At 73.3% G+C, this 4,320-nt stretch carries 5 protein-coding genes and 2 pseudogenes; 4 read left to right on the top strand and 3 right to left on the bottom strand.

Annotated features, from left to right (window positions below):
- A pseudogene (locus HCN56_RS24000) lies at positions 1 to 88 on the top strand (PspA/IM30 family protein); the annotation flags it as partial.
- A 67-nt stretch (positions 89 to 155) separates the two neighbouring features.
- Here the strand turns inward: HCN56_RS24000 and pspAA are convergent.
- Positions 156 to 452, bottom strand: coding sequence for a PspA-associated protein PspAA (gene pspAA, locus HCN56_RS23995; protein WP_167974512.1), 297 nt, complete (start codon positions 450 to 452; stop codon positions 156 to 158).
- 34 nt (positions 453 to 486) lie between these two features.
- The gene (locus HCN56_RS23990; protein ID WP_376770924.1) at positions 487 to 1,260 is read right to left on the bottom strand and encodes a PspA/IM30 family protein; all 774 of its coding nucleotides are present in this window, start codon (positions 1,258 to 1,260) and stop codon (positions 487 to 489) included.
- Positions 1,261 to 1,623: 363 nt separating this feature from the next.
- Here HCN56_RS23990 and HCN56_RS23985 point away from each other — a divergent pair, with 363 nt between their 5' ends.
- Together HCN56_RS23985 and HCN56_RS23980 are read left to right on the top strand one after the other, a co-directional pair.
- Positions 1,624 to 2,214: a DUF3043 domain-containing protein gene (locus HCN56_RS23985; protein WP_167974509.1), complete on the top strand. Its 591-nt coding sequence runs from the start codon at positions 1,624 to 1,626 to the stop codon at positions 2,212 to 2,214.
- A gap of 90 nt (positions 2,215 to 2,304) precedes the next feature.
- Entirely contained in the window at positions 2,305 to 3,354 is a 1,050-nt protein-coding gene (locus HCN56_RS23980) for a S1C family serine protease (RefSeq protein ID WP_167974507.1), read from the top strand.
- Positions 3,355 to 3,405: 51 nt separating this feature from the next.
- Here the strand turns inward: HCN56_RS23980 and HCN56_RS23975 are convergent, their stop codons facing one another.
- Positions 3,406 to 3,612: a hypothetical protein gene (locus HCN56_RS23975; RefSeq protein ID WP_167974505.1), complete on the bottom strand. Its 207-nt coding sequence runs from the start codon at positions 3,610 to 3,612 to the stop codon at positions 3,406 to 3,408.
- An 80-nt stretch (positions 3,613 to 3,692) separates the two neighbouring features.
- Between HCN56_RS23975 and HCN56_RS23970 the strand changes: the two are divergent.
- A pseudogene (locus HCN56_RS23970) lies at positions 3,693 to 4,320 on the top strand (bifunctional adenosylcobinamide kinase/adenosylcobinamide-phosphate guanylyltransferase); the annotation flags it as partial.

Genomic DNA, 4,320 nt, shown 5'->3' with positions numbered 1-4,320 from the left:
GGCCCGCGAGGCGCTGACCAGGCGGTCGGCCCTCCAGCAGCAGGTCTCCGACCTGGAGACGCAGCACCAGACGCTCCAGGCCGAGGAGGGACGGAGCGCGCGGCTCGGTGCTGCGATGCGGGCGGCGTGGCCGACCCGCGCCCCGGCCGAAGGCCTCAGGACTTGGCCGGGTACTCGTCCGGGATGAGGCCGTCGTCCGACAGCATGGCCCGGACCTGCTCGATCGTCGCGTCGGGCGCCGGGAGGATCAGCTCCGACGGCTCCAGCGCGTCGTCGGGCAGGGGCGCCCCCATGGTGCGGACCGCGTCGAGCAGGGCGGCGAGCGTCCGGCGGAAGCCCTCCTTGTCGTCCTGTTCGACCTCGGCCATCAGCTCGTCGTCGAGCTCGTTCAGCTTGGGGAAGTGGCTGTCGTCCAGCCGGACCTGCCCCTCCCCCATGATCCGTACGATCACTCCGTACTCCTTGTAACAACCGTGTCGGGCAGGGCTACTGCTTGTCGAACTTCGGGGTGTCCTGCCTCGGGTCCTGCACGCCCCCCGTGCCGCCCTCCAGCGCCTGCGGCGTGGTGCCGCCGGCGAGTTCGGCCTTCATCCGCTCCAGCTCCAGGTCGACGTCCGAGCCGCTGGAGATCCGGTCGAGCTCGGCGGTCAGGTCGTCCTTGGAGGTGCCGGTCGGGTCGTCCAGCGCCCCGGACGCCAGCAGCTCGTCGATGGCGCCGGAACGCGCCTGGAGCTCCTGGGTCTTGTCCTCGGCACGCTGGATCGCCATGCCGACGTCGCCCATCTCCTCGGAGATGCCCGAGAAGGCCTCGCCGATCCGGGTCTGCGCCTGCGCGGCGGTGTAGGTGGCCTTGATGGTCTCCTTCTTGGTCCGGAAGGCGTCCACCTTGGCCTGCAGCCGCTGCGCCGCGAGGGTGAGCTTGTCCTCCTCGGCCTGGAGCGTCTGGTGCTGCGTCTCCAGGTCGGAGACCTGCTGCTGGAGGGCCGACCGCCTGGTCAGCGCCTCGCGGGCCAGGTCCTCCCGGCCGAGGGCGAGGGCCTTCTTGCCCTGGTCGCCCAGCTTGTCCGACTGGCCGCGCAGCTGGTTCAGCTGCAGCTCCAGTCGCTTGCGGGACGTGGCGACATCCGCCACCCCGCGCCGCACCTCCTGCAGCAGTTCCAGCTGCTTCTGGTACGAGTAGTCGAGAGTCTCGCGCGGGTCCTCGGCCCTGTCCAGGGCCTTGTTGGCCTTCGCGCGGAAGATCATCCCCATCCGCTTCATGACACCGCTCATGGGCCTCGCGCGCCCCCTTCAGACTGCTGCGGATAAATCGCCAGGTGACCTCTAGCCTACGGGTCCCGCCTCCATTAGCGCACCACCCGTCCATGATCGTCGTCCTTCGTGAGGACGAGGTGGAGGGCGGGCGCTACGGCTCAGGGACTAGGGACTCCGCCCCGCCCCGAACGGTTCCCGTCGGCTGCGGGCACCTGTCCGCCGCCGTCGCCCCGGGCCCCGGCGGACCGCCCGCGCGGGACCCGACGGGACGGCCGCGGCGGCTCCGGGAGGTCTCGGAACGGGCACATCCGGGTCACCCCCGGGGTACGGGGGCTTAGCCGGAAGGCGACGAAGCCGTAGGCTGGGGGTGTGTTCCGAAGCCGTTCGAATGAGACCAAGCAGGCCGCCGCCGAGACCGAGCAGGACGAGGCGCAGGTCCGCGACCCGCAGGCTCCCAAGGGCCGGCCGACGCCCAAGCGGAGCGAGGCGCAGGCGCTGCGTCGCGCGACCGTGAAGCCGCCGACCAACCGCAAGGAGGCCGCCAAGCGTGCCCGTGAGGCGCGGCGCGCTGCGCTCGCCAAGCAGCGGGAGGCGCTGATCTCGGGCGAGGAGCGCCACCTCCCGGTGCGCGACCGCGGTCCGGTGCGCCGCTACGCCCGTGACTTCGTGGACTCCAAGTGGCACGTCTCGGAGTACTTCCTGCCGATCGCGGTGGTCATCCTCGTGATGAGCATGTTCCCCGCCCAGCAGGCTGCGTCGCTGCTGCTCTGGATGGGCGTGATCATCATGATGGTCACCGACTGGGTGGTGACCGGGGTGCGGCTGAAGAAGCAGCTCCGCGAGCGCTTCCCCGACGAGTCCCACAAGGGCGCCCGCGCCTACGCCATCATGCGCACCCTGCAGATGCGCCGGATGCGGCTGCCCAAGCCGCAGCTCAAGCGCGGCCAGCAGCCGCGCTGAGCCCCTCGGCCGGGCGCGCCGCCACGGGTCACCCGGGGGGCGTAGCGGTCAATCCCGCTCCGGCGCCGAACGGCGGGCGAGAATCGCCGCATGATCCACGCCCGAGGGAACACCTTCGCAACCGGTGCCGCCGCGCTCTGCGCGGCGGCACTGCTGTCTGCCTGCTCCGGCGAGGGCGGCCGGGCCGACCTCGGCATCGCCGACGCCGGTGACGCCGTCGCGAGCGCCGAGGCGGCCGCCATCGACGAGACGTTCCAGGACGTGGTCAGCGACGTCCTGCCGTCGGTCGTCCAGATCACCACCCAGGACGGCCTGGGCTCCGGGGTCGTCTACGACGACCGGGGCCACATCGTCACCAACGCGCACGTGGTGGGCGAGGCCGACGAGGTCGAGATCCTGCTCGCCACCGACCGGCGGCCGCTGCCGGCCCAGGTCGTCGCCACCTACGCCCCGCAGGATCTCGCCGTGGTGCGACTGCGCGAGACCCCCGACGACCTGGACCCCGCCACCTTCGGGGACTCCTCCGACGTACAGGTCGGGCAGATGGTGCTGGCCATGGGCAACCCGCTGGGGCTGGACTCCAGCGTCACGCAGGGCATCGTCTCCGCGGTGGGCCGCTCGCTCAGCGAGGGCGAGGGCGGCGCCACGCTCAGCAACCTGGTGCAGACCTCCGCGCCGATCAATCCCGGCAACAGCGGCGGGGCACTGGTCAACCTCTCCGGGGAGGTCATCGGCATCCCCACCATCGGCGCCCGCGAGCCGGACGGCGGCGGGCAGGCGGCCGGCATCGGCTTCGCCATCCCCTCGGCCAGCGTGACCTCGCTGGCGGACCAGATGATCGAGAACGGCGAGGTCACCGACTCCGGGCGCGCCGCGCTCGGGGTCACCGTGCGCACGGTGCTGGGCGAGGGGTTCCGGCCGGTGGGCGCCGCGGTGGTGAGCGTCGCGGACGGCGGACCGGCGGACGACGCCGGTCTGCGTCCGGGCGACGTCATCGTCGCCGTCGCCGACGAACAGGTCACCGATGTGGTCTCGCTGGCGGAGGCGCTCGCCTCGCAGCAGCCCGACGACAAGGTCGAGGTGGTGTGGGAGCGCGACGGCTCGGAGGAGTCCGCCGAGGTCGCCCTCGACGACGCCTGACCCGGGCCGGACGGCCCGTCCCTCCCGCCGCGGCGGGAGGGAGGGGGCGGGTCAGCCGGCCTCGTGCAGGCTCATCGGCCCGTAGACCACGCTGCCGTCCTCGCTGAGCGTCACCTGGTCGACGCCCTGGTCGCGCAGGTCCTGCCAGGCCTCACCGATCCAGGTCTCGGCGTCGCCCTGGGTGGTGAAGTCGCCCGGCGGCTCGCCGGGCGCGACCTCCGAACCATCCTGCTTCTCGAACCGCCATTCCCATGCCACAGCCGCCTCCAGGAAGATCGCCGGAGACGAAAGCCTAGCGTTCCGGGTGCGATCGGGCCGGAAGACGAGACCATCGAGGGGTGGACGTCACTCTGCTCGGCACCGGCGACCCGGCGGGGCTCCCCCGCCCCGACTGCCCGTGCGCCGCCTGCTCCCGCGCCGCCGCCGGCCGCCACCGCGCCGCCACTTCCGTCCTGGTCGACCAGACGCTGCTGCTCGACCTGACGCCGGGCGCCGCGATGGCCGCCGCCCGCGCGGGCCGCTCCCTGCACGCGGTCCGGCAGGTGCTGCTCACCCATCCGCACGACGGGCCTGCTGTCGAGTTCCCCGACGACCTGCCGTCACCCGTCCGGGTGCCGGACGGCAGGGAGCTGACGCTCCTCGGCGGCCACCGGGTGCGCGCCGTCGCGCTCGACGCGCCGGGCACCGGGTACGAGGTGACGGGCCCGGACGGCCGCAGACTGCTCTACCTGCCGCCCGGCGGCGGCCCCGCCGGGCTCGGCGAGGAGACCGAGGGCCCCTACGACCTGGTGCTGCTCGACGTCGCCGCCCGTCCCGACGCGCTGGCGCGGCTGCGCGCCGCCCACGCCGTCACCTGGACCACCGACATCGTCGCGGTCCACCTCGGCCACGACGCGCCCGACGGGGCCGAGCTGGTGCGGCGCCTCGCCGCCGCCGGTGCCCGCGCCGTGCCGGACGGCACGGCGC

Source organism: Streptomyces lonarensis, from assembly GCF_012033735.1.
GTDB lineage: Bacteria > Actinomycetota > Actinomycetes > Streptomycetales > Streptomycetaceae > Streptomyces > Streptomyces lonarensis.
The sequence above is the reverse complement of the archived record's forward strand: the minus strand, read 5'-3'. Positions and strand labels throughout refer to the sequence as shown.

Coding starts and splice junctions, on each gene's coding strand:
- HCN56_RS23990 (WP_376770924.1), bottom strand. CDS start 1,260: ATGAAGCGGATGGGGATGATCTTCCGCGCGAAGGCCAACAAGGCCCTG.
- HCN56_RS23980 (WP_167974507.1), top strand. CDS start 2,305: ATGATCCACGCCCGAGGGAACACCTTCGCAACCGGTGCCGCCGCGCTC.